This is a genomic window from Pseudoduganella sp. R-43 (assembly GCF_049913255.1).
Taxonomy (GTDB): domain Bacteria; phylum Pseudomonadota; class Gammaproteobacteria; order Burkholderiales; family Burkholderiaceae_D; genus Rugamonas.
Map to the genome: position 1 here is coordinate 5,571,932 of NZ_CP183988.1, position 22,292 is coordinate 5,594,223.

22 protein-coding genes are annotated in these 22,292 nt (G+C 61.5%); 9 read left to right on the forward strand and 13 right to left on the reverse strand.

Annotation, left to right across the window (positions count from 1 at the left end; translation table 11 throughout):
* Nucleotides 1–19 precede the first annotated feature (19 nt).
* The 4 genes from ACN9M3_RS25385 (at nucleotide 20) to ACN9M3_RS25400 (ending at nucleotide 5,583) form a co-directional block, all read left to right on the forward strand.
* Complete coding sequence (locus tag ACN9M3_RS25385; RefSeq protein WP_426163919.1) at nucleotides 20–1,060, forward strand: quinone-dependent dihydroorotate dehydrogenase; 1,041 nt, start codon at nucleotides 20–22, stop codon at nucleotides 1,058–1,060.
* A gap of 2 nt (nucleotides 1,061–1,062) precedes the next feature.
* Nucleotides 1,063–2,109: an aldo/keto reductase gene (locus ACN9M3_RS25390; RefSeq protein ID WP_426163921.1), complete on the forward strand. Its 1,047-nt coding sequence runs from the start codon at nucleotides 1,063–1,065 to the stop codon at nucleotides 2,107–2,109.
* A gap of 163 nt (nucleotides 2,110–2,272) precedes the next feature.
* Nucleotides 2,273–3,754 (forward strand): Tar ligand binding domain-containing protein, encoded by a 1,482-nt coding sequence (locus tag ACN9M3_RS25395; RefSeq protein WP_426319000.1) that lies wholly within the window; start codon nucleotides 2,273–2,275, stop codon nucleotides 3,752–3,754.
* Between the two features lie 140 nt (nucleotides 3,755–3,894).
* Entirely contained in the window at nucleotides 3,895–5,583 is a 1,689-nt protein-coding gene (locus tag ACN9M3_RS25400; protein ID WP_426319001.1) for a methyl-accepting chemotaxis protein, read from the forward strand.
* On the opposite strand, the gene ACN9M3_RS25405 is transcribed toward ACN9M3_RS25400, so the two are convergent.
* The 6 genes from ACN9M3_RS25405 to ACN9M3_RS25430 form a co-directional block, all read right to left on the reverse strand.
* Nucleotides 5,580–6,509, reverse strand: a complete 930-nt coding sequence (locus tag ACN9M3_RS25405; protein ID WP_426319002.1) for a CysB family HTH-type transcriptional regulator — start codon at nucleotides 6,507–6,509, stop codon at nucleotides 5,580–5,582. The two genes, ACN9M3_RS25400 and ACN9M3_RS25405, sit on opposite strands and share 4 nt — an antisense overlap.
* Entirely contained in the window at nucleotides 6,506–7,570 is a 1,065-nt protein-coding gene (locus ACN9M3_RS25410) for a sulfate/molybdate ABC transporter ATP-binding protein (protein WP_426163930.1), read from the reverse strand. The genes ACN9M3_RS25405 and ACN9M3_RS25410 overlap by 4 nt, the downstream gene beginning before the upstream one ends.
* Before the next feature lies 1 nt (nucleotide 7,571).
* Nucleotides 7,572–8,456: a sulfate ABC transporter permease subunit CysW gene (gene cysW, locus ACN9M3_RS25415; protein WP_426163933.1), complete on the reverse strand. Its 885-nt coding sequence runs from the start codon at nucleotides 8,454–8,456 to the stop codon at nucleotides 7,572–7,574.
* Nucleotides 8,453–9,331, reverse strand: a complete 879-nt coding sequence (gene cysT / locus ACN9M3_RS25420; RefSeq protein ID WP_426319003.1) for a sulfate ABC transporter permease subunit CysT — start codon at nucleotides 9,329–9,331, stop codon at nucleotides 8,453–8,455. The genes cysW and cysT overlap by 4 nt, the downstream gene beginning before the upstream one ends.
* Before the next feature lie 105 nt (nucleotides 9,332–9,436).
* Nucleotides 9,437–10,210, reverse strand: coding sequence for a sulfite exporter TauE/SafE family protein (locus ACN9M3_RS25425; protein ID WP_426319004.1), 774 nt, complete (start codon nucleotides 10,208–10,210; stop codon nucleotides 9,437–9,439).
* Nucleotides 10,211–10,405: 195 nt separating this feature from the next.
* Complete coding sequence (locus ACN9M3_RS25430) at nucleotides 10,406–12,817, reverse strand: TonB-dependent receptor plug domain-containing protein (protein WP_426319005.1); 2,412 nt, start codon at nucleotides 12,815–12,817, stop codon at nucleotides 10,406–10,408.
* Between the two features lie 202 nt (nucleotides 12,818–13,019).
* Here ACN9M3_RS25430 and ACN9M3_RS25435 point away from each other — a divergent pair, with 202 nt between their 5' ends.
* Nucleotides 13,020–13,346 (forward strand): hypothetical protein, encoded by a 327-nt coding sequence (locus ACN9M3_RS25435; protein ID WP_426163942.1) that lies wholly within the window; start codon nucleotides 13,020–13,022, stop codon nucleotides 13,344–13,346.
* Nucleotides 13,347–13,358: 12 nt separating this feature from the next.
* On the opposite strand, the gene ACN9M3_RS25440 is transcribed toward ACN9M3_RS25435, so the two are convergent.
* The 4 genes from ACN9M3_RS25440 to ACN9M3_RS25455 all read right to left on the reverse strand — a co-directional run bounded on the left by ACN9M3_RS25440 (nucleotide 13,359) and on the right by ACN9M3_RS25455 (nucleotide 16,069).
* Entirely contained in the window at nucleotides 13,359–13,997 is a 639-nt protein-coding gene (locus ACN9M3_RS25440; protein WP_426163944.1) for a peroxiredoxin, read from the reverse strand.
* The gene (locus ACN9M3_RS25445; protein ID WP_426319006.1) at nucleotides 13,924–14,559 is read right to left on the reverse strand and encodes an RBBP9/YdeN family alpha/beta hydrolase; all 636 of its coding nucleotides are present in this window, start codon (nucleotides 14,557–14,559) and stop codon (nucleotides 13,924–13,926) included. Before ACN9M3_RS25445 ends, ACN9M3_RS25440 begins: the two co-directional genes overlap by 74 nt.
* Before the next feature lie 18 nt (nucleotides 14,560–14,577).
* Entirely contained in the window at nucleotides 14,578–15,591 is a 1,014-nt protein-coding gene (locus ACN9M3_RS25450; RefSeq protein WP_426319007.1) for a sulfate ABC transporter substrate-binding protein, read from the reverse strand.
* A 94-nt stretch (nucleotides 15,592–15,685) separates the two neighbouring features.
* Nucleotides 15,686–16,069 carry a diacylglycerol kinase gene (locus ACN9M3_RS25455; RefSeq protein ID WP_426319008.1) on the reverse strand — a complete coding sequence of 128 codons (384 nt, stop codon included), beginning with the start codon at nucleotides 16,067–16,069 and terminating at the stop codon, nucleotides 15,686–15,688.
* 87 nt (nucleotides 16,070–16,156) lie between these two features.
* Between ACN9M3_RS25455 and ACN9M3_RS25460 the strand changes: the two genes are divergently transcribed.
* A complete protein-coding gene (locus ACN9M3_RS25460) occupies nucleotides 16,157–16,939 on the forward strand; it encodes an IclR family transcriptional regulator (protein ID WP_090441755.1) in 783 nt (260 codons plus the stop codon).
* Here ACN9M3_RS25460 and ACN9M3_RS25465 read toward each other — a convergent pair.
* The 3 genes from ACN9M3_RS25465 to ACN9M3_RS25475 form a co-directional block, all read right to left on the reverse strand.
* Nucleotides 16,924–17,970: a serine hydrolase gene (locus ACN9M3_RS25465; protein ID WP_426319009.1), complete on the reverse strand. Its 1,047-nt coding sequence runs from the start codon at nucleotides 17,968–17,970 to the stop codon at nucleotides 16,924–16,926. The genes ACN9M3_RS25460 and ACN9M3_RS25465 overlap by 16 nt on opposite strands.
* A gap of 153 nt (nucleotides 17,971–18,123) precedes the next feature.
* Nucleotides 18,124–18,819: a nitroreductase gene (locus ACN9M3_RS25470; RefSeq protein ID WP_426319010.1), complete on the reverse strand. Its 696-nt coding sequence runs from the start codon at nucleotides 18,817–18,819 to the stop codon at nucleotides 18,124–18,126.
* 7 nt (nucleotides 18,820–18,826) lie between these two features.
* A complete protein-coding gene (locus ACN9M3_RS25475) occupies nucleotides 18,827–19,687 on the reverse strand; it encodes a DMT family transporter (RefSeq protein ID WP_426319011.1) in 861 nt (286 codons plus the stop codon).
* A 231-nt stretch (nucleotides 19,688–19,918) separates the two neighbouring features.
* On the opposite strand from ACN9M3_RS25475, the gene phaP reads away from it, so the two are divergent.
* The 3 genes from phaP to ACN9M3_RS25490 all read left to right on the forward strand — a co-directional run bounded on the left by phaP (nucleotide 19,919) and on the right by ACN9M3_RS25490 (nucleotide 22,288).
* Nucleotides 19,919–20,476, forward strand: coding sequence for a TIGR01841 family phasin (gene phaP, locus ACN9M3_RS25480; protein WP_426163959.1), 558 nt, complete (start codon nucleotides 19,919–19,921; stop codon nucleotides 20,474–20,476).
* A 197-nt stretch (nucleotides 20,477–20,673) separates the two neighbouring features.
* The gene (locus ACN9M3_RS25485; protein WP_426319012.1) at nucleotides 20,674–21,306 is read left to right on the forward strand and encodes a helix-turn-helix transcriptional regulator; all 633 of its coding nucleotides are present in this window, start codon (nucleotides 20,674–20,676) and stop codon (nucleotides 21,304–21,306) included.
* Nucleotides 21,296–22,288, forward strand: a complete 993-nt coding sequence (locus ACN9M3_RS25490; RefSeq protein WP_426319013.1) for an ornithine cyclodeaminase family protein — start codon at nucleotides 21,296–21,298, stop codon at nucleotides 22,286–22,288. Before ACN9M3_RS25485 ends, ACN9M3_RS25490 begins: the two co-directional genes overlap by 11 nt.
* The last annotated feature ends 4 nt before the right edge of the window (nucleotides 22,289–22,292 follow it).

Sequence of the window (22,292 nt, forward strand, 5' to 3'; positions counted from 1 at the left end):
TACACCAAAGCTGCCCACAATGTCCGACAAATTCCTGTACTCCCTCGCCCGCCCCATCCTGTTCTCGATGGACGCGGAATCCGCCCACCATTTCACCCTGCCGGCACTCAAGCGCCTGTCCGCACTGGGCCTGACCCGCGCCATGGTGCGCCGTCCGAAAGACGATCCGCGCACCGTCATGGGCCTGACCTTCCGCAACCCGGTCGGCCTGGCCGCTGGCCTGGACAAGGATGGCGCCTTCATCGACGCGCTGGCCGACCTCGGCTTCGGTTCCATTGAAGTGGGCACCGTGACTCCGCGCGCCCAGCCGGGCAACCCGAAGCCGCGCATGTTCCGCATTCCTGCGGCGCAAGGCATCATCAATCGCATGGGCTTCAATAATGGGGGAGTCGATGCTTTCGTGGCCAATGTGCAGTCGTCGCGCTTCTACCAGAACCGCGAGGGCGTGCTGGGCCTGAACATCGGCAAGAATGCCGATACGCCGATCGAGCGCGCGGTCGACGACTACCTGCATTGCCTGGACAAAGTCTATCCCTACGCCAGCTACGTCACCGTCAACATCTCCTCGCCGAATACCAAGAACCTGCGCCAGCTCCAGGGCGCGTCGGAAGTCGACGGCCTGCTGTCGCAGCTGAAGCAAGCGCAACTGCGCCTGGCCGACCAGCACAAGCGCTACGTGCCGATGACCCTGAAGATCGCGCCCGACATGGATGGCGACCAGGTTAAGAATATCGCCGACGCGCTGCTGCGCCACAAGATCGACGGCGTGATCGCCACCAATACCACCCTGAGCCGCACTGCGGTGGAAGGCATTCAGCACGGCGCTGAAGCCGGCGGCCTGTCCGGTGCACCGGTATTCGAACTGTCCAACAACGTGATCCGCCTGCTGAAAGCGGAACTGGGCGATGCGCTGCCGATCATCGGCGTTGGCGGCATCATGCAGGGCAAGGACGCCAGGGCCAAGATCGAAGCCGGCGCGCAACTGGTACAGCTCTACTCCGGCCTGATCTACGCCGGCCCGGCGCTGGTACGCGATTGCGCGGACGCCTTGCGAGCCTGAACATGGAAAAAATCGCCCTTGGACGCAGCGACCTGAAAGTCAGCAAGATCTGCCTGGGCACGATGACTTTCGGCCAGCAGAACACGGAAGCGGACGCGCACGCCCAGCTAGATTATGCGCTGGAGCGCGGCATCAATTTCATCGATACGGCGGAACTGTATCCGGTCATGCCGTCCGCCGCGACCCAGGGCGATACCGAACGTTTCATCGGCAGCTGGCTGAAAAGGTCCGGCCGCCGCGCCGGCGTGGTGCTGGCGACCAAGATTGCAGGCCCCAACCCTTACATGCACTGGATCCGCAAGGGCAAGAGCAACCACAACGCGTCCAATATCCGCGCTGCCGTGGAGACCAGCCTGCAGCGCCTGCAGACGGACTGCATCGACCTGTACCAGCTGCACTGGCCAAGCCGGAATGTGCCGATCTTCGGCGCCAGCCAGTTCGATCCTGAAAAAGAGCGCCACAGCATCGCCGTCGAAGAAACGCTGGCCGTGCTGGGCGACTTGATCAAGGAAGGCAAGATCCGCCATATCGGCGTGTCGAACGAAAGCAGTTGGGGCGTATCCGAATTCGTCAAGCAAGCCGAGATGAAGGGCTTGCCGCGCATTGCCACTATCCAGAACCTGTACAACCTGACGGCGCGCCATGTCGAAACCAGCTTCCTCACCGAGACTTGCTTCCGCGAGCAAGTAAGCCTGATGGCATATAGCCCGCTGGCATTCGGCCAGCTCACGGCAAAATACCACGACGACCCGAAGGCGCACGGCCGCCTGACGATCTTCCCGCCGACCTGGAGCCCGCGCTACCTGCGTCCAGGCGTGCTGGAGGCGGTTGCGCAGTACGCAAAACTGGCGCGCGACAACGACATGACGCCAGCCCGGCTTGCGTTGGCATGGTGCTACTCGCGCTGGTTCGTCGCCTCGACCATTATCGGCGCCACCACGCTGGCGCAGCTCAAGGAAAACATCGATGCCTTCGACGTGCGGCTGTCGCCGGAGGTCGTGGCGGCAGTCGACGCAATCCACGCCAGGCTGCCCAACCCGGGCCAGTAACCGCAAGGTCAGGCCTTTTCCTGACGATGAATTCATTTGCTGCGCGGGAATGTTGTTGATACTATTCCCCATTCAGGTTGCCTGCGCCCGCAGGCCATGCCGTCCCTGATTCTTTGCCGCCCCCTCCCTGCGGCCTTGTCAAACTCCCCAATAAGAAATCGACATGTTCAAGAACCTGACCATCAGGGCGCGGCTTGTTGCCGTCCTTTCCATGTTGTCCATCCTGCTGCTTGCCGTTGGGGGCGCCGGCTTGGCCGGCCTTGGCAGAAACCACGACGCGTTGCGCACCGTGTATGAAGAACGGTTGATGTCACTTGGCCATCTCGACAACATGATGCGCATCATGCTGCGCAACCAGCTCGCGCTTCACCGCGCTGCGAATTCGGCCCCCGCTGCCTTGCCGGCGGCGATCGAGCAGATCGAACAGGATCGCGATGCCACCAGCCGCCTGTGGCAGCAGTACAGCGCATCCTTCGCCTCCGAAGAAGAAAAGGAAATCGCCGAACGATTCGACGCGGCGCGCAAGCATTTCATGCTCGATGCCCTGGCCCCTGCCCTGGTGGCCGGAAAAGCCGGCGATATCGAGACCATGCGTGCATTGGTGAACGGGCCTATAGAACATATGTTTCCAAAGATCCGGATCGAGATGGACAAGCTGATCGCCTACCAGCTGGAGCATGGCAGGGTCCAATATGCAATGTCCGCGGCAAACTACGCCAGGCAGCGCACGCTGGTGACTGCCCTTTTGGCAGCAGGCTTCGTGTTGGTCGCAGTCGTAGGCCGGTGGCTGGTGCGCAGCATTACCGTTCCCTTGAACCGCGCGGTGGCGGTCGCGCAAGCCGTTGCCCGGGGCGACCTGACGCAACAGATCGAGGTTCGCACGCATGACGAAACTGGCAAGCTCCTCGCCGCGCTAAAGGAAATGAACGCGAACCTCGCTGCCATGGCCGGCCACGTGCGCCAGTCTGCGCAGGACATCGCTGCTGCCTCAGGCCAGGTTGCCTGCGGCAGCCTGCATCTCTCGCAACGGACCGCGTCCCAGGCGAAATCACTGGAGGAAACCGCGGCGTCGATGGAGGAGCTGGCCAGCATCGTGCGCCAGCATGCCGACAATGCCCGGCAGGCGAATCATCTGGCACAGCGCGCGTCGCATGCCACGACGCGCGGCGGGGCGGCAGTGTTCCTGGTGTTTGGCAAAATGGAGGCGATCAGGCAGGCGTCGCGCAGCCTGGAAGAGGTCAGCGGCGCCGCGGAGTGCGCTCCACTGCAGGCCGGCCTGCTTGAACTGGATGCCGCCGTGGCAGCGGCGCATGCCATCATGGGCGAGGTCGTGCAGGCCGTGCACCAGGTTGGCGACACCATTAACGAGATCACCGCGGCCAGCCATGAGCAAAGCGTTGGCATCGACCAGCTCAATGGGGCGCTCATCCAGATTGATGCGGACACGCAGCGCAATGCTGCGCTGGTCGAGCAGGCAGCCGGCGTTGCAGCTGCCATGCAGCGGCAGTCCGCCGTGCTGTCGGAAGCTGCCTGTGCTTTCCGTCTTGTCGGAGAAGCGTCATTGGCAAGCCGACATTCGAACGGCGCGGTGCGCGCTCCGGCGGCGGCGAATACGCCACATTCTCACCAAATCTCACTTGCCTAGCGGGAACCTTGTTGTTAGCATCGGGTTCCGGGGTGCCGCATGGCCGGCCCAAATACCCCCGAAGCCCGCCGCCTCGCCCACGCGGCATGTTGAACTCCCCCCCTACAATGCCGGCGCACCTGCGCGGGCCGGAGCCGTACATGCTGAACAACCTTACAATCAAAGCCCGCCTGGTAGCGGTCCTGGCCATCCTGTCGGTCATGATGACGGTGATCGGCATTGCCGGCATCGCCAGCCTCGCCAACACGAATGCATCGCTGCAGACCGTCTATGAAGACCGGCTCGTCGCGCTGGGCCAGTTACAGGAAGTCATCCGCACGATTAACCGCAACCAGCTGGCCATGTCCGACGCCCTCACCGTCGGTCCGGCAGCGTTGCCGGAAATGGTCAAGACTGTCGAAGAAGGCCTGGCCAAAACCGACAGTACCTGGAAAGCCTACGCCGCCACCAAGATGACGGATGAAGAAAAATCGCTGGCGGAACGCTTTGCCGCGGCCCATGCAAGCTTCCTCCAGGAGGGGATGAATCCGGCCCTGGAAGCCGGGCGTGCCGGCGATATGGAAAAGATGAAGGCGCAGATGCACGGCCGCATGAAAGAGAGCTTCCTGCCGGTGCGCGACCTGATCAACCATCTCGTGCAATTGCAGATGGATGTCGGCAAACAGGTCTACGAGTCCTCGCAGGCCAGCTACGCAAGCTTCCGCCTGGTGGTCATTGGCATGCTCGCCGGCGGCCTGGCGCTGGCGACCGGCATTGGCTGGTGGCTGGTGCGCAGCATTACCGCCCCGCTGGGCCGTGCGGTGCGCATCGCCGAAAGCGTGGCGGCCGGCGACCTGACGCAGCAAATCGACGTCACTTCGCAGGACGAAACCGGCAAGCTGCTGGCGGCCTTGCGTGAAATGAACAATAGCCTGGTTGGCATCGTCGGCAACGTGCGCAGCGCCACCGATTCCATCTCCACCGCCTCGTCGGAAATCGCCACCGGCAATATGGACCTGTCGGCGCGCACCGAGCAGCAAGCCGGCTCGCTGGAGGAAACCGCCTCGTCGATGGAAGAACTGACTTCCACCGTGCGCCAGAACGCCGACAATGCAAGGCAGGCCAACCAGCTTGCGGGGAACGCCTCGGAAGTGGCCCGGCGCGGCGGCGCGGTGGTAGCACAGGTGGTCGACAAGATGAGCGCCATCAACGAGTCGGCCTACAAGATCGTGGAAATCATTTCGGTCATCGACGGCATCGCTTTCCAGACCAATATCCTGGCGCTGAATGCGGCAGTGGAAGCGGCGCGTGCCGGCGAACAGGGGCGCGGCTTTGCCGTCGTTGCGTCGGAAGTGCGCAACCTGGCGCAGCGCGCCGGCAATGCGGCCAAGGAGATCAAGCACCTGATCGACAACTCGGTGGCCCAGGTCGAGGAAGGCAGCCGGCTGGTCGACCAGGCCGGCGCCACTATGGGCGAAGTGGTCAACAGCGTGCAGCAGGTGACCGACATCATCGGCGAAATCTCGGCTGCCAGCGGCGAACAGAGTTCGGGCCTGCAGCAGATCAATGCGGCCGTGGTGCAGATGGACAGCGCCACCCAGCAAAATGCCGCATTGGTGGAGCAAGCTGCCGCTGCAGCAGGCGCCTTGCAGGAGCAGGCTGCGTCATTGTCGCAGGCCGTCAGCGTGTTCCGCCTCGCCGCATCGGTGCAGGAAGCAATGCCGGCACGCCGCAGTGCCGTGGTCACCCAGCTCAAGCCGCGTGCAGCCGCCCGCCCTGCCTCTCCGGCAAAGCCGAAGCGTGGCGCCGTCGCGGCCAATGGGACGGCCGACGGCTGGGAGGAATTCTAGGCCTCGCCGCCCAGCATGGCCTGTTCGATCTCGGCGCGCGTCAAATCAGGGGCAAACTGCGAAATGAATTCATAAGCGTAGGTACGCAGGTAAGCCCCTTTGCGCACCGCCAGCCGGGTTGTATTCGCTGCGAACAGGTGCGATGCTTCAATGGCGCGCAGGCCCTTGTCGCGGCCATGGTCAAACGCCATGGAGGCCACCAGGCCAACGCCCAGGCCAAGCGCCACATATTGCTTGATGACGTCTGAATCCATTGCGGTCAGCACGATGTCGGGACGCACGCCGGCCTTGTCGAAAGCGGCATCGATGTGGCCACGGCCGGTGAAGCCGACGTCGTAGGTGATCAGCGGGTATTCGGCCAGGTCTTCCAGGCGGATCGGCGAACGTGTCAGCAGCGGGTGGCCATCGGGCACCACCACCAGGTGGCTCCAGCGGTAGCACGGGAAGGACACCAGGTCGGGGAATTGCGACAGGCCTTCGGTGGCAATGCCGATATCGGCCTTGCCCGACAGGACCCATTCGGCGATATGGTCCGGCGCGCTTTGCTGCAAGGCGATGCGCACGTCCGGGAACGCATTGCGGAAATGCGACACCGCCTTCGGCAGCGCATAGCGCGCCTGAGTGTGCGTCGCTGCGATGGTCAGCGTGCCGCTTTTCTGGCCGGTGAATTCCAGGCTGGCCTGCTGCAGGTTTTCCGCTTCCACCAGCAGGCGGTCGACGATCTTCAGGATGCCTTTGCCAGGCTCGGTCAGGCCGGTCAGGCGCTTGCCGTTGCGTTCGAAGATGATGACGCCCAGTTCATCTTCCAGTTCGCGGATCTGGCGGCTCACGCCCGGCTGGGACGTGAACAGCGCATTGGCCACTTCGGTCAGGTTGTAGTTGCGGCGTGCCGCTTCACGGACGGAGCGTAACTGCTGGAAGTTCATGCATGTGCCCCTTCATCGACAAAGACGCGCAGGCGCTTGGGCCGCACCACCAGGGTTTCGCCGTCTTTCAGGTTAAGCTGGATATAGCGTTCATTGGAGATCGTGGCTTCGATGATCTGGGCATTGTCGGCGCGCTCCAGGTCGAGCTGGGCCAATGGGCCGATGGCGTGTGCGCGGCGCAGCTTGACCACGATGCCCTCCGCCCCCGGCACATAGCGTTCGACCTCCAGGTCGTGCGGGCGAATGTACGCCGTGCCCTTGCCGCTGCCGTGGCCTTCCACGTCGAATTCGACGCCGTCGCTGGCCAGCACGCCTTCATGCACGCGGCCGTGGAAGACGTTGACGTTGCCGAGGAAGCCGTACACGAACGGCGACGCAGGATGGTTGTACACCTCGTCCGGCGAACCCAGTTGCTCGACGTGGCCTTTGTTCATCAGCACCACGCGGTCGGCCACTTCCAGCGCTTCTTCCTGGTCGTGGGTCACGAAGATCGACGTCACGTGCAGTTCATCATGCAGGCGGCGCAGCCAGCGGCGCAGTTCCTTGCGCACCTTGGCATCCAGCGCGCCAAACGGTTCGTCGAGCAGCAGCACGCGCGGTTCAACGGCCAGCGCGCGGGCCAGGGCGATACGCTGGCGTTGGCCGCCGGAGAGCTGCGGCGGGTAACGGTCGGCCAGCCAATCCAGCTGCACCAGCTCCAGCAGCTCTTTCACCTTGCGGCGGATCTGCTCTTCCGATGGACGTTCCTTGCGCGGCTTGACGCGCAGGCCGAAGGCCACGTTTTCGAAGACGGTCATGTGCTTGAACAGCGCGTAGTGCTGGAACACGAAACCGACCTGGCGTTCGCGCACGTGGCGGTCGGACGCATCCGAGCCGTCAAGCAGCACCTGGCCCGAGTCCGGGTGTTCCAGGCCGGCGATGCAGCGCAGCAGCGTGGTCTTGCCGCAGCCCGATGGGCCGAGCAGCGCGGTCAGCTCGCCTTGCGGGAAGTCGAGCGATACATTGTCCAGTGCGACGAAGTCGCCGAAACGCTTGTTGATGTTCTTGACTGCGATCGTCATATCAATGCTCCTTGGCGTCGTCGCCGTAATTTTCGTGCAGGCGCCATTCGATAAAGGTTTTCACTGCCAGGGTGACCAGCGCCAGCAATGCCAGCAGCGAGGCCACGGCAAAGGCGGCGGCAAAGTTGTATTCGTTGTAGAGGATCTCGACCTGCAGCGGCATGGTGTTGGTTTCGCCGCGGATATGGCCCGACACCACCGACACCGCGCCGAATTCGCCCATGGCGCGGGCGTTACACAGGATCACGCCATACAGCAGGCCCCACTTGATGTTCGGCAGGGTCACGCGGAAGAAGGTCTGCCAGCCGTTTGCGCCCAGCACCACGGCCGCTTCTTCCTCCTCGCTGCCCTGGGCCTGCATCAGCGGAATCAGTTCGCGCGCCACGAATGGGAAGGTGATGAACACGGTCGCCAGCACGATGCCCGGCACGGCGAACAGGATCTTGATGTCGTGCTCCGCCAGCCATGGTCCGAACCAGCCCTGGGCACCGAACAGCAGCACGTAGATCAGGCCCGAAATCACCGGCGACACCGAGAACGGCAAGTCGATCAGCGTCAGCAACAGGCTCTTGCCGCGGAATTCGAACTTGGTGATGGCCCAGGAAGCTGCCACGCCGAACACCAGGTTGAACGGCACCGCAATTGCGGCCGTCAACAGCGTGAGCTTGATGGCGGCAATCGAGTCGTCTTCCAGGATGGCGCTGGCATACACGTCCCAGCCCTTTTTCAGCGCTTCGGTGAATACTGCCACCAGCGGCACGAACAGGAACAGGGTCAGGAACGTCAGCGCCACGGTGATCAGCGCGTAGCGCACCCAGCGCGGTTCCAGCACGTCATGGCGTTGCGGCAGTTCGCCGCGGCGGATTGGCGTTACCGATGCGCTCATTTGGCATTCCTCCCGCGAGACCATGCCTGCAGCAGGTTAATCGTCAACAGCATGAGGAAAGAAGCCACCAGCATGACCACGGCGATGGCCGTGGCGCCGGCGTAGTCGTACTGTTCCAGCTTGGTGATGATGAACAGCGGTGTAATCTCTGACACCAGCGGCATATTGCCAGCGATGAAAATGACAGAGCCGAATTCCCCGGTGGCGCGGGCAAAGGCCAGTGCAAAGCCGGTCAGCAGCGATGGCAGGATGGTCGGGAATACCACGCGGCGGAAGGTCTGGAAGGCCGAGGCACCAAGGCTGGCGGCCGCTTCTTCCAGTTCGCGTTCAGCGTCTTCCAGCACCGGCTGCACGGTGCGCACCACGAAAGGCAGGCCGATAAAGGTCAGCGCAACAACCACGCCCAGCGGGGTGAAGGCGACCTTGATGCACAGGACGCCTTCGATATATTGGCCGAACCAGCCGTTGGAGGAATACAAGGCGGTCAGGGTGATGCCGGCAACGGCTGTCGGCAGCGCGAAAGGCAGGTCGACCAGTGCATCGACAATGCGCTTGCCCGGGAATTGATAGCGCACCAGCACCCATGCCACGATGCCGCCAAAGAAGACGTTCAGCAAGGCGCCGATGAAGGATGCGCCGAAAGTCAGCTTGTATGAGGCGACCACGCGTTCCGAGGTGACGGCCGTCCAGAAGCCATCCCAGGTCATGGTGAAAGTCTTGAGGAAGATCGCCGATAGCGGGATCAGGACGATCAGGGTCAGGTACAGAATGGTGAAACCAAGCGACAAGTTGAAGCCGGGCATCACGCGGTATGGCGCTTTGCGGGCTTTGACCTCGCCTGCCGGCGTTCTTGTCGGCAACGCAACTGCTGACATGCTTGCTCCCTTATTACATTTTCGACTAACAGGAGCGCATGTTCGCATTCATGCGTTATAAACCAAACTACCCTTTTTTTATTTGCTTAGATGCCAAATCGGCAGTCATGCAACGAGTTTGGCGGCAACAGTCACCAGGACTGTCGCCAGCATGCCGCGCAAGATGCGTTCTGGCACGGACTTGGCGAACCAGGAGCCGATGGTAATACCAGGCACGGAGCCGACCAGCAAAGTCAGCAGCAAAGTCCAGTCGATGGAACCGAGCCACCAATGCCCTGCTGCGGCGATGGCAGTCAGCGGCACGGCGTAGGCGATGTCGGTGCCGGCCACTTCGGCCGGGGTGAGGCGGGGGTACATCAGTACCAGCAGGGTGGCGCCAACGGCACCTGCGCCGATGGAGGAAATCGTGACCAGGGTGCCCAGCACGGCGCCTGCAATGATAGTGGCGCTGCTCAGCGCCCTGCCCTGCAACTGTCGATCCGGGTGGGCCAGCATCCATGCCAGCATTTTCCCGCGGAACAGGATCGCCAGCACGGTCAGCATGACGGAACCGGCGATGCACAAGCGGATCAAATGGCCGATTTGCCTGTCGAGCGCGCCGAAATGCTTGAGGCCATAGGTGGCCACCAGGGCGGCTGGCAGGGCGCCATAGCATAGCAGGCGCACGATATCCCAGCGCACGGTGCCGCGCAGGCGATGGGTGGCCGTTCCCGCAGTCTTGGTAATGGAGGCAAAGGCCAGGTCAGTGCCAACCGCCACCGAGGGCGAAACCCCGAACATCAAGGTCAGGATCGGCGTCATGAGCGAACCGCCGCCAACGCCGGTCAATCCGACGAGCAGGCCTACGACAAAACCAGAAACGATGAACGACAGATCCATGCGAAATCCTTCCAAGATCCGCTAGGGTATGCGCAATCGCATGATATCTCAACAACGAAGTCCTTATTTGCTTATGACAAAAAAGGTAAAAGTCTGACTACCATACTTTAACGATTGGCGGATTGCCAGACCTGACCCCGACTTTCAAAAAAAAAGCGCCCCGGGGGGCGCTTGCAACGGGAAGTACCAACTTGCTTAGAAAGCGGTATCGAACTTCAGGTACATCGACCGGCCATTCACGCCGAATGGGCAGGTTTCCCAGCAGTACTTGAAGCCCAGTTTCGGGAAGTCGCCGCCATTGGTCCATTCGGATGGGTAAGTGTCGAACAGGTTGTTGACGCCGAAGGCCAGGGTGGTCTTCTTGCTAAAGCTGTAACGAATGCTCGAGTCGACGATCCATTTCGCGTCCCAGGTTTGCAGCGGGCTGAAACCTTCGCCCTGCACTTCGCCGTAGTAGTTGGCGCGGGCATTCACATTCCATTGGCCGATGGTGTAGTCGGCTGCAACAACGTGGTGCTTGCGGGGCTGGCCACGTTCGATCAAAGTCACCTGCGCCTGGTTGAACAACTGATCGCCGGTCAGCAAGCTGGATGGCGAGTGGCGTTTGGTCACTTCGGTCTTGTTGAAGCCTAACTGGCCGGACAGCACGAGCGTCGACGAGGTGAACTTGGTGGTGTGGTCGGCAACAATGTCCAGGCCGCGAGTCTTGGTGTCGACTGCGTTGGTAAAGAACTGCGCCTGGCCGACGCCCAGCGGGTTCAGCACGTTGGCGATCGGGCCGCCGCCGGCTTCTGGCGAGATCTCGCTGGAAAACACGATGCGATCCTTGATCTTGATCTGGTACAAGTCAGCGGTCAGCGACATGTTCGACGCTGGACGCAGCACCATGCCCACCGAGGCATTGCGCGAGGTTTCTTCCTTCAGCGGCTTGATGCCCAGCGCTGTCGTCACAGCGCTGCCCTCGCGCGCGGTCAGGGTTTCGGTCAGTTGGCCAGCCTGGTTCAGGTTGGTCGATACCGAGCTGTAGAACTTCTGCTGCACGCCTGGCGCGCGGAAGCCGGACGATACGCTGCCGCGCAGGCCGAATTGCTTGGTCGGGTCCCAGCGCGCGCTGAACTTGCCGGTGACGGTGTTGCCGAAGTCGGAGTACTTCTCGTAGCGCACGGCGGCGCCCAGCAGCAGGTCCTTGACCGGATGGTATTCGGTGTCAAGGAACAGGGCGATGTTGTGGCGGCCCTCGTCCACTGCGGTGGCCGGGGTATAGCCAGGGAAGCCCTGGGTGCCGGAAGCCGCTACGCCGCCATTCTGGTTCAGGATGGTGATTGCAGGGTTGTTGGTGCGGCCGTATTGGTAGGACACCGGATCGCCTGCGACAATCTCGTAGTTGTCACGGCGGTATTCGAAGCCGGTCGCCACGAACACTTCTTCGCTGCCGAATTTGACCGGCCCCTTCACGTCGGCGTTGAAGGTGGTCTGGTTGAATTTCAGCTTGCCGGTGTCGGCTTCGAACGGGGACTCGGCGTAGATGCCGCCGCCCGGTTTCGGCTCGTACCAGTAGGAGACGTTGATGGTCTGCTTCTCGTGGAAATCGAGCTCGCTCATGCCGTGGTTGATGCTGATGTCGGCCTTCCAGTCGTTCGGCAGGTCGCGGCGATAGCCGAAGGCGAACGATGCATCCTTCACGGTGGTGCGAATGTTCGGCAGGAAGCCTTCCGGATAAACAGCAGGCACGTTGCGGCCATCGCCTTTGGAGCGGAAGAAGCCGGACGAATCGCCCTTGCGCTTGGATACGCCGCCGAAGCTGTAAAACTCACTGGCCTTGTCGACCGGCAGCGCCGCGTTCCACCACAGGTAGGCATCCCTGGCGTCGCTGTCGCCGATGCGTTGGGTCACGCGCGGTGGATTGACGCGCAGCGAGTCTGGGCCGGCGCGGTTGGTTTCGTCGCGCTTGCGGCCTTCCAGGGACAGGTTGATGTAGCCGCCGTCTTCGCCCAGCGCCCAGCCGCGGTTCACGCTGCCGGAGACCATGTCGCCGTCGCCTTCCTTGGTGGTGCCGACCTGGCCGCTGAGGGCAGTCTCGTTCACGTTCGACTTCAGCACGATGTTGATCACGCCGGCAATCGCGTCCGAGCCGTACTGGGCGGCCGCGCCGTCGCGCAGCACTTCGATGTGGTGGATGGCCGACAGCGGAATCGCATTAATGTCGGTACCGGCCGAACCGCGACCGATGGTCTGCTGCACGTTGACCAGCGCCTGCTGGTGGCGGCGCTTGCCGTTCACCAGCACCAGCAATTGGTCAGGGCCGAGCGAGCGCAGGGTCGCAGGGCGAATGATGTCGGTACCGTCGCTGATGAAGGTGGTGGAGAAGTTGAACGACGGGTCCAGGGTCTGCAGCAGCTTGCCCAGTTCCAGCGGGCCGGCAGTCTGCAAATCCTTGGCGTTGATCAGGCCAACCGGCGCGGCGGTATCCAGCGCGGTCTTGGCGGTTGCGCGCGAGCCCAGCACGACCACGGTCTGCTGTTCTTCGGCGGCTGGTTGAGCGGCGGTTTGTGCGTAAGCTTGCGATGTTGCCAGTAAAACAGCACTGGCGATGAGGGTGCGTTTCATAGGAATTCCGATCTCTCTAACGATTTTTATTTGGTGCCGCGAAAAAATACTAACCTCGCACAATTGAACTCACAAAGAAATAATTCATTTATGACAAGTGAATCAGCTGCCAACGTTGCATGAATGGAACAGCTGCAAGGCTATTGGCTTGTATTCAACCAAGTGCTACATTGTTCCCAAGCGATCCAAGGGAGGAAGTGTGATGACTGATGCTCTGTTGCTGACCGACCGTTTGTGCGACCTGACCGAAATGGCCTTGCAGGCCTATACCAAGTTCGAAAAGGCCACTGTCTACTGCACCGCCAAGCACCTGATGGCCGACTTCGAAGATGCGGGCCTACCGCTGGCAGCCTTCGACAAACTGTCCGCCATCCAGGCCAGCATCCTGGCGGCTGTCGAATTCGCCCCGCCAGGCGGCAAGAACAATCCCCAGTGCATCGTCAGCGCGCGCAACGAGATCGCGGCGCTGCGCGAAATGCTGAAGGAAAAAAAGCGCCCCGAAGGGCGCCTTCCAGAGCATTTGCACTAGTCTTTCGCGAACTTACTTGTTTGGTTGCGGCGTAATGCGCAAATAAGGACGCGGGGCCTTGTAGCCTGCCGGGTACTTCTGCTTGATCACTTCCGGATCCTGCACGGTGAGCGGGATGATCACGTCGTCGCCATCTTTCCAGTTGCCCGGGGTGGCGACGGTGTACCCGTCCGTCAGTTGCAGGGCATCGATCACGCGAAGCACTTCATCGAAGTTGCGGCCAGTGCTGAGCGGATAGGTGATCTGCAGCCGTACCTTTTTGGCCGGGTCGATCACGAACAGCGAGCGCACGGTGGCAGTGGCCGACTGGTTGGGGTGGATCATGTCGTACAACTCGGCCACCTTGCGGTCGGCGTCAGCGATGATCGGGAAACCGACAACGGTTTGCTGCGTCTCCTCGATATCCTTGATCCATTCCTTGTGCTTGTCGGCCGGGTCGACCGAGAGCGCGATGGCCTTGACGTGGCGCTTGTCGAATTCCGGCTTCAGCCTGGCGGTCAGGCCCAGTTCAGTGGTGCAGACCGGCGTGAAGTCGGCGGGATGCGAGAACAGGACGACCCAGGAATCGCCTGCCCATTCATGAAACCTGATGCTGCCAATGCTGGAATCCTGTTCGAAGTCCGGTGCGGTATCGCCAAGGCGTAAACTCATTCTTCTTCTCCGTTGTTAAATTCGATGCGCGCTGCGCCAGGACTTGCAGCAGGCGCTGGCCAAACCGCCAGTCGCCCAAGCCCGATTCAGCGTTGATATGCCCCAGCGCTCCGGCGTTGACGAAGTCGCTGCCCCAGCGCTCCGCCCAGGTCTCGGCTTTCTCCACCGTCATCCACGGGTCGTTGGTGCTGGCCACCATGATCGATGGGCAAGGCAGTTCGCCGTGCGGCAGCAAGGAGCTGACCTGGAACTTGTCGGGATCGGCAGGCCCCACCAGCAAGACGCCCGCCACGTGGGGGGAGGTTGAACGCGACAGGCTCAATGCGGTGGTGAGGCAGCCGAAACTGTGTGCAACGATCAGGGTCGGGCGGCGGTCCTCGTCCAGTACTTCATCCAGGCGATCGGCCCAGCGCAGCAGGACCGGATCGCTCCAGCGCTTCTGCTCTACCCGCTGGAAGCGCGGGTACAGGCGCTGCCAGCGGGATTGCCAGTGATCGGGCCCGCTGTTATGCAGGCCTGGCGCGACCAGGACGCGGAATTGGTTCAGTTGTTGGATCGCCATGCGGCCCTCCGTTGCGTGTTATTGGCCGGCGACCTTGGCGCCTGGCTGGTAGATCTGGTCGAACACGCCGCCGTCGGCAAAGTGCGTTTTCTGCGCGGTGGTCCAGTCGCCGGCGACGTCGGTGATCTTGAACAGCTTCACGTTCGGAAATTGGGCGGCGTACTTCTTCGCCTCTTTCTCGATGCCCGGGCGGTAGTAGTTCTTGGCGATGATGGCCTGGGCCTGGTCGGTGTACAGGAAGTTCAGGTAGGCCTCGGCCACTTTGCGCGTGCCGCGCTTGTCGACCACTTTATCGACCACAGCGACCGGCGGTTCGGCCAGGATCGACACCGAAGGCGCCACGATTTCCACCTTGTCCGGACCAAGTTCCTTGATCGCCAGCAGGGCTTCGTTTTCCCAGGCGATCAGCACGTCGCCGATGCCGCGCTCCACAAAGGTGGTGGTGGCGCCACGCGCGCCGGAATCGAGCACGGGTACGTTCTTGTACAGTTTTTTCAGGAATTCGCGGGCCGTGGCATCGCTGCCGCCAGGCTGGCGCAAGGCGTAGCCGTAAGCGGCCAGGTGGTTCCAGCGGGCGCCGCCGGAAGTCTTGGGATTCGGGGTGATCACTGCGACACCAGGCTTGACCAGGTCGTTCCAGTCCTTGATGCCTTTCGGGTTGCCCTTGCGGACCAGGAAAACGATGGTGGAGCTGTAGGGGGTGGCGTTATGGGCCAGGCGCTTCTGCCAGTCCTTGTTCACCAGGCCCCTTTCGGCGATCGCATCGATGTCGTAGGCCAGGCCCAGGGTGACCACATCGGCTTCCAGGCCGTCGATCACGGCGCGTGCCTGCTTGCCCGAGCCGCCGTGCGACTGCTTGATCTTCACGTTGTCGCCGGTCTTGGCTTTCCATTCCTTCGCGAAGGCGGTGTTGACGTCCTGGTACAGTTCGCGGGTTGGGTCGTAGGAGACGTTGAGCAAGCTCACGTCGGCAGCCTGCGCCACTGCGGCAGTGGCGAACAAGGCGGCGGCAATCAGTTTCCTGGACAGCATCTGGTTTCCCCTTTGGTGTTTGGAGATGCCAGATTAACTGCCCCTTATATAAATGCGAACGAATGTTTTCTTCGTTCGTTATACCGGAAAGTAATTAATAGAAGCGATTGACCAGCACCACCAGCCAGGTTGCGCCCGACAGCAGGCAAGCCAGCAGCACGGCGGCGCTGCCAAAGTCCTTGGCATTCTTGGACAAGGGGTGGCGTTCCAGCGAAACGCGGTCCACCACGGCTTCAATCGCAGAATTGATGAGCTCGACGATCAGCACGATGACCATGCTGCCAATCAACACCAGTTTTTGGAAGGCAGAAACAGGCAACAACAGGGCAGCAATGGTGCCGACCACGAAAACGAAGAGTTCCTGGCGGAAGGCGTGTTCAGAGCGGATGGCGGTCTGCAGGCCTTCGAGGGAGTAAAAAAAGGCCGAAAAAATGCGTTTCATGCCGCTCTTGCTTTTAAATTCACTAGTAGGTTCCATGGACACGGATTATAGCGACAGAATTCCCATTTTTTTCACATCATGGTATAAATAAGTCTGCTTATACCGCACTGCACCAACCACATCATGAAAAGCGAAACCCTGCCCCCGCAGGAGCCGAAAACGACCATCCAGGTCATTGACCGCATGACGGCCCTGCTTGACGCCCTGGCGAAATACCCCGATCCGGTCAGCCTGAAGGAGCTTTCCAAGGTCTCCGGCCTGCACCCTTCCACCGCCCACCGTATCCTGAACGACCTGGTGGTGACCCGCTTTGTCGACCGTGTCGAGCCCGGCACCTACCGCCTCGGCATGCGCCTGCTGGAACTCGGAAATGTGGTGAAGAGCCGCCTGTCGGTGCGCGAAGCTGCGCTCGATTCGATGCGTGCCCTGCACAAGAAAACACAGCAGACCATCAACCTGTCTGTACGCCAGGGTGACGAGATCGTCTACATCGACCGTGCCTACTCCGAACGCTCGGGCATGCAGGTGGTACGCGCCATCGGCGCTCGCGGCCCGCTGCACCTGACGTCGACCGGCAAGCTGTTCCTGTCGGTGGACGAGCCAAAGGCGATCCGTGCCTATGCCACCCGCACCGGGCTGGCCGGCCACAACAAGAATTCGATTACCGACCTGGCCCGCCTCGAGCGCGAACTGAGCCTGGTGCGCGCACGCGGCTATGCACGTGACAATGAGGAACTGGAACTGGGCGTGCGCTGCATGGCGGCCGGCATCCGCGACGATTCCGGCAAACTGGTAGCAGGCTTGTCGATTTCCGCGCCGGCGGACCGGCTGCAGGATGATTGGCTGGAAGACCTGGTCAATACCGCCAACCAGATCTCCGCAACCCTGGGTTACATACCCGAGTAAGACTGGGCGCTGGTGCTGGCGCCGCTGACGTTTTCACCGAAGGTTGGCTTGAGCGCGGCCAACCACTTCTTCATGCGGGTGGCGTCGGCCACACGTGCTGCGGTGCCCTTGGCATCCAGCAGCACCATGATGACGGCGCGGCCTTCAATCATGGCCTGCATGATCATGCAACGGCCGGCTTCGTTGATGAAGCCGGTTTTCTGCAAGCCGATTTCCCAGCCCGAGTTCGGCGCTACCAGGCGGTTGGTGGTGCCAAAGGTTACCGGACGGCCGCTGTTTTCCACCACGGCTTTCGGGTCGGTCGAGAATTCGCGCAGGATCGGGTGCTCGTATGCAGCCTGCACCAGCTTGGCCAGGTCGCGTGCGCTGGCCACATTCATCTTGGACAGGCCGCTGGAATCGACATAATGGGTGTCGTTCATGCCCAGCGACTGCGCCTTTTCATTCATCGCCTGCACGAAAGCCGGCAAGCCGCCCGGATAGTTGCGCCCCAGGGCGGAGGCAGCGCGGTTTTCCGAACTCATCAGCGCGATGTGCAGCATATTGCGGCGGGTCAGGCGGTCGCCCACTTTCAGGCGGGACGAGCTGAATTTCTCGCGGTCGACGTCTTCGTCGGTCACGGTCAGCTCTTCATCCAGGTCCTGGTTGGCTTCCACCACCACCAGGCCGGTCATCATCTTGGTGATCGAGGCGATCGGCAAAGCCACGCCGGCGTTCTTTTCAAACAGGACTTCAGAGTTGGCCTGGTCCAGGACCAGGGCCACGTTCGATTTCAGGTCCAGCGGATCACGCGTCAGGTTCAGGCCCGCCAGGTCGCCCATGGTCGGACGGCTGACGTCGGGCACCTTGGTCACGCGCTGGTAAACGATCTTGTTACGGCCACGCACAATGACGCTGCGCTTGACCATTTGGGATTTCGTCGCCGGGGCAGCGTAACGGGTACCAGCTTTCTTGACGGCCGCTTGTGCAGATCCAATTGAAGCCGATGCGCAAAGCAAGGACACAAGCACGCTGATAGCAAGTTTGTTCATTCGTCATTCCCCGGTGTGAAACAGCAGAATCGCTAGTTGCAGTGTAGCAAAATCAGTTTACTGCGCAAGCAAAATCGGACTTTTCTTCACCAATGTTTTCAGCCCCACAATACACATTTCCCATAGTGATGCGGGGCTACAACGAAAGCTTGTTCACTCCATAAATTTAACAAATTTGGCAATCGGCTCGCGCTCGGTAACCAACGTGTTTTCAATTTTGCCACTATCTGCAAAACCAAGCGACATCCCGCATACAACAGTTTCGCTGGCCGGCAGGCCCAGCACCTCGCTGATGATGCGGTGGTACTGGGTGAAAGCCGCTTGCGGGCAGGTATCGAGTCCGCGGCCGCGCGCGGCCACCATGATATTTTGCAAAAACATTCCATAATCGAGCCAGGACCCTTGTTCCATGATGCGGTCGATGGTAAAGATCATGCCAACCGGCGCATCGAAGAACTCGAAATTGCGGCCATGCTGGGCAGCCATGCCGGTCTTGTTCTCCCGCGTCAGGCCAAGCAGCGCGTAAAGGTCCCAGCCTACCTTGCGGCGGCGGTCGATGTAGGGCGAGACCCATTCGCGCGGGTAGTACGCATATTCCTCGCTGTGCAGCTTGTTCTGCTCGGGGTCGGCATAGGCGGCCAGGATCTTGGCGGACAGGGCTTCCTTCATGGCGCCAGTCAACACATAGACTTGCCAGGGCTGGGTATTGGTGCCGGACGGTGCGCGTGCAGCCACTTCCAGGATGGCTTCGATATCTTCGCGCGGCACCGGGGTTGGCAGGAATGCGCGGATCGAACGGCGCGAGGTGATGGCCGCGTCGACGGCCTGCTGTGCTGGGGAGCTGATCATGATTCGCCTATCTGGGTTGCTTAACCACAAATATTACTCCAACCACTGCGAGCGCCATACCGGCAACGCCCATCCAGTTCAGGACTTCGCCGAACATGGCCCAGGCCATGATGGCCGTGGCGGGCGGTGTCAAATAGAGCAGGCTTGTGACCTGGGTCGCGTCGCTGCGGCGGATCAGCGCAAACAGGAGGAAGATCGCACCGATGGACAGGGCGAGCACGGACCAGGCCCAGGCGCCAAGGAATTGCGGCGTCCACCGAATCGAATCCATGTCTTCCAGCAGCCAGGCAAAAGGCAGGACCGCGGCAAACGAAGTGGCGAACTGGATCACGGTGCCAGTGCGCAGGTCGAACTTGGGACAAAAGTGCTTTTGATAGAGCGTACCGGCCGTAATCGACAACAAGGCGAAGACAGCCAATGCAATCGCCTGCCAACTGAGTCCAACCAGCGTGATCTTCGCGTAAACGACCAGGGCCACCCCGCCCAGTCCGAATGCCAGTCCAAGCCATTGGCGCGGACGCACCCGCTCACCAATCAACGGTGCAGCAAAAGCCGTCAGGATAGGTTGCATGCCCACGATGAGGGCTGACAGCCCGGCCGGCATGCCGAGTTTGATGGCGCACCAGACTCCACTCAGGTAGCCGGCCTGCAGCAACAGGCCGGCGGCCGCCACATGGCCAACCTTCCCTTTCGGCCACGGCGCGCGCAGCACCAACACGGCCGGCGCCAGGATCGCCAACACACCCAGGAAGCGCAGCAGCAGGAAGGTCAGAGGAGGCGCATAAGGCAGGCCATAGCGGGCCACAATAAACCCGGTACTCCAGAGGAAAACGAAGAATAAGGGGATAGGAGAAAAGAGGGAGCGCATCCGGCGATTCTAGCACCGAGGCCAAATGCCCTGCTGGGCAGCAATAATTATGACTTTTCTGGCCAGAAACCCTTTACCAACAGGAAGTTGGTTACTTTGTGCAATGCACAAAAACTGCTTGACTTTGATTCCCGAACCCGGATAATCGCCTTTGTTGCGTTGCACAATGCGTTGTTTTCCGTTGCAGAAACATCAAGTTCCAACGACTAATTCACTTATTTGGAGAGTCAAATGTTTGCGATTCCTGAGCAGTTTTCTAATGCCACCAAGGCAAACTTCGAAAGCCAATTCGCACTCTTTTCTTCGCTGACCAACAAAGCCTTCGAAGGCGTTGAGAAGTTCGTCGATCTGAACATCACCGCTGCCAAGGCATCGCTGGAAGAATCGTCGGTCGCTACCAAGCAGCTGCTGGCTGCCAAGGACCCGCAAGAGTTCTTCACGCTGACCGCTGCCCAGGCCCAGCCAGTTGCAGAGAAAGCCATCGCTTACGGCCGTCACCTGGCATCGATCGCAACCGGCACCGGCGCTGAATTCAGCAAGGCCGCCGAAAGCCAGATCGCCGAGACCAACCGCAAGGTGATCTCCCTGGTTGACGAAGTGAGCAAGAACGCCCCAGCCGGCAGCGAAAGCGCCGTGGCCCTGTTCAAGTCCGCCCTGAACAACGCCAACGCCGGCTACGAGCAGTTCACCAAGAGCGCCAAGGCTGCTGCTGAAACCTTCGAAGCCAACGTGAACGCTGCCGTGAACCAGTTCACCGCTGCTGCGGCCAACGGCGCCAAGAAGCAGTAATTGATCTACCCGCCGGCCCCAGCGGCCGGCGGCATCGCTGTACGCAGGTCTCCTCGGCATCCGTGGTTTCCTCTCAGCGGGTGTCCTTCCCGAGCCCCGGCAAAGTCCGGGGCTTTTTTTGTTTACGCCGCTGGATCAGTTGCCCAACCAAGCGCGGCCTCGTTTACATTTAATCTAAAACGAGATAATCTGTCTTAATGACAAAACGCACTCCCGAACAGCAGCATCTGCTGGACCAGATCAAGCATGTGGCCGATGGACTTGGCCGGACGCTGGCGCCATTCACTGAAGTGGTGCTGCACGACTTGCTCGATCCGGGTCATGCCGTGCTGGCCATCCATAACAACCTGTCCGGCCGCACGGTTGGCGAACCGGCGACGGAGCTGGGCCTGGCGCGGATTGCCGATCCGGCGTTCCCGCAAGTGCTGGCCAACTACCCCAACACCTTCCCCGACGGCCGCCCCGCAAAGAGCACTTCCGTCGGCATCAAGGACAGCGATGGCCAGTACATTGCAGCGCTTTGCATGAACGTGGACCTGAACCTGTTCCGCAGCCTGCAGGCGATGCTGGGCCAGTTCAGTAACATCGACCCGGCCGCAGCAGTGATCGAGTCGCTCGCCCCGGCGGCGGGTGCAGATGCGATCCGCGCGCATATCGAACAATTCGCCGCACGCCTTTCCACCACGCCGCGCGCACTGAAGGCCGACGACCGCCGCGCCCTGCTGCGTGAACTGGGCGACGCAGGCCTACTGGAAATGCGGCGCTCGATGGAAACCATCGCAGCCCACTTGGGCGTCTCCCGCGCCACGGTCTACAACTATGCGAAATAACGATGCCCGCCTGTTGATACTGGACCGCGACGTCGTCGCCGCGCTGCTGCAACCGGACGACGTGTACGCTGCCGTGCGCGAAGCCTTTGCCTTGCACGCAGCGCGTGCCGCGCGCGTCTTCCCATTGGTGCGTGAAGAGCTGCCAGGGAGCGCGGTGTTCGGCATCAAGTCTGGCGATGCGCCATCGCAAGAGCTGCTGGGATTTAAAGCCGCTGGTTTCTGGCCTGCCAATCGCGAGGCTGGCGGCGACGCGCACCAGGCGACCATCATGCTGATCGACCCGCGCACCGGCCGCCCGCTATGCATCGCCGACGGTAACGCTGTGACGACCGCACGCACCGCTGCTGCAGGCGCGCTTGGGCTTCAGCTGTTGGCGCGAGCCGATAGCGAACAGTTGTGCGTGTTCGGCACTGGTGTGCAAGCGCGTGGACATGTGGAGTATGCGCTGCACGCCCTGCCCTCCCTCAAGCGCGTGCGATATGTGAGTTCCGATGGCCGGCAAGCCCCTGCATTCGAAGCGCTGTTCGCCGGGCGCTGCGAGGTCGCATTGGCTGGCGGCGCTCGCACTGCGGCTGCAGATGCAGCAGTTGCGGCATCGGACGTAATCATCACGACAACACCTGGCCACAGCATGCTGTTCAGTGCAGATGCAGTGCGCGCGGGAACACACATCAACGCTGTCGGCGCCGACACGCAAGGCAAGCGCGAGCTGCCCGCGGGGCTGCTGGAGCGCTCCCGCGTATGGGCCGACGACCTGCCGCAGGCGCGGCACATCGGCGAACTGCAATGGGCCAGCGAGCTGCCGGCAGCAGAACTTGGCGAACTGATCGCGGCACGTGCGGGCGCAGCGCCACGCGCGCCGGGCGACATCACGATTTTTGACATGACGGGCATCGCCCTGCAGGACCTCACCACGGTGCGCATGCTATATGAGCGCGCCCTCGCCAACGACATGGGCCAGAACATCCCCTGGCCCTGGTAAGGAA